1 protein-coding gene is annotated in these 2,086 nt (G+C 61.7%); it reads right to left on the reverse strand.

Annotation, left to right across the window (positions count from 1 at the left end):
* The coding region (locus A1351_RS25240; protein WP_198162266.1) for a hypothetical protein at positions 1 to 2,086 on the reverse strand (2,086 nt) is incomplete at both ends.

A 2,086-nucleotide genomic window follows, 5' to 3' on the forward strand; every position in this document is an offset into this window, starting at 1 on the left:
GATATCGCCGTCGTCCGCCTTGGTTTCGATCGCGCCACGAATGCGGCCGAGCTCGATGACCTTGTCGTCGAGACCGTTGAAGAACGGGTTGTCGCGGCCGCGCGCGCTGTAGCGCGCGGGCGTCAACAAGATCGTGCTGAGCGCGGTGCGTTCGTAGATTTTGCTCGCGAACTCGCTCAAGGCGTCGCCTTGCGACCCGCTCTCCTCCGCTCCGATCGAAGGAATTTCGATGTCCTGCATCAGGCGCTTGGCAAGATCGTCATCGCCCAACTGACGCGCAACGCGCGCGCCGTAGGTTTTCCAATGCGCGTCAAGCGTCGAGAAATCGCGAAGCGCAGCGATGCTTCCGAGCAATTGCTTGGCGCGATCGAGGTCGTTGGCCGCGCGCGCTGCGTCGGCGGCGGTGATGTAGAGATAGTGCTGATATTCGTCGCGGAGTTTCAGTTGGATGCAGAGCGTTGCGATGTCAGCGTCTGGTTTGTCTTTGACGATCCCGCGTGCGACGCGATAGAGGAGGCCCTGCCGCATGAGATCGACATCCTCGTAATCATTCGCCGGTATGCGCTCGATGATCGAGACCAGCCGTTCGATCGGACGAAAACGTTGCGCACGTTCAATCCAATCGCCCGCCGTGTTGATGCCGCTGCCGGAGTGGAATTTGTCTACCCCGAAGAGCGCTTCGAGCGGCTCGTTTGCATCCAGGACGCGGCGCGCGATCGCGGCGTGGCCGTCTTCCCAGAGAACGTCGACCAGTCGGAGCCAACCCTCGCCAGGCGTGTTAGCTTCAAGGGCATGGTGGATTGCGAGATCGACGTCGCCGAGGTCGAGAAACAGCCCCACCATGTCGAGTTGGCTCACGGCCTCGCGCCGATACTCGACTTCCTTTTCGATAAGCAGCTTGTTGAGAAGGATGACGCGCGAACGCGTCGGCTTGACGGCCGCATAGGTCAGCCGGAGATCGACGTCAATCTCGCTCCTGGGTCGAAAAAGCATGAGCGAACGACGGAAATATTCAGGCGTCGCAAGCGCGAGCACAGGGTCTGTCTCGCCCGCGCGCGCGCGATAGCGCAATTCCATCCAATGCTGCGCGTCGCTCTCGTCAGCTGCGGCCGCGATTCCCGCGAGGCGCTGGTTGAATTCGACCTCGAGCGCAGGCTCGCGTTTGCCGAATCTGACTCCGGTTTGCGCGACCACGAAGAGCCGAAAACTGTTGTGAAAAATCGATAGGCGTTCTTGGCCAACGCCCGACAGCAAGAAACCGGCCTTCTTGAGAACCTCTTCCACCGTCGCATTCGAATAGACGCCGGCGATTTGCGCGGGCGTCAACCCGCCATCGGCGCGCGCCAGCAACCCAAGCGCGGCTTTAGCGGACTCATCAGCCGACAATCCGATCCAAACGCGCGCATAGATTTCGTCCAAGCTTCGACCGAGGCCATCCGTCGCCGAGAGGATGTGTTGCGCCTCGCTCGCGGACGTAACCGGCTTCAGCGCTTCGACGAAGTAGCGGGCCGTGAGAGGATGGCCCTCGGAGGCGGCGAGAAGGCCGTCGCGATCGACGTAGTCTGGGAGGCCAGCGTCGTTGGCCATGGCGAAAATGGCCGCTGGCGGCAAGGGCGTGATTTCGACACGGCGGTCCGCGCCTTTAGCCTGCTGAACAATCGATGCTTTCAAGTCGGCGAGGTCGAGCGTTTGGGTGCCAAGCACGAACAGCACGCCGTCGGGAACGGCGTGGGCGAGCGGCAATTGCTTGAGGAAGCTTTCGCGCGGATCTTCTTCACGCGGAACGTGATCAAGGCCATCGATGACGATGATCGTCTTGCGCCCGGTCTTGGCGTATCGCTCGCTTGCGGTTTCGAGCTGGTGCGCCAATTCCTTTCGCTGGCCCGCCAGGTCATCCAACGCGTAACGGCTGCCGCCGAGATCGAGGCTCATCAGCTCGGCGATCAGGTCGTTCAGAAATTCACCGGCCTCGGCGCGCCCCAAGCCATGGCGCTGATTTGGCACGAACGCGAGATAGCGTGCGACGCCATACTCGGACGTGTTGAAAAGCGCCGTCTGAAGCAGAGTCGACTTGCCCGTGCCGGGC

The sequence above is a fragment of the Methylosinus sp. R-45379 genome (genome assembly GCF_001644125.1).
GTDB lineage: Bacteria > Pseudomonadota > Alphaproteobacteria > Rhizobiales > Beijerinckiaceae > Methylosinus.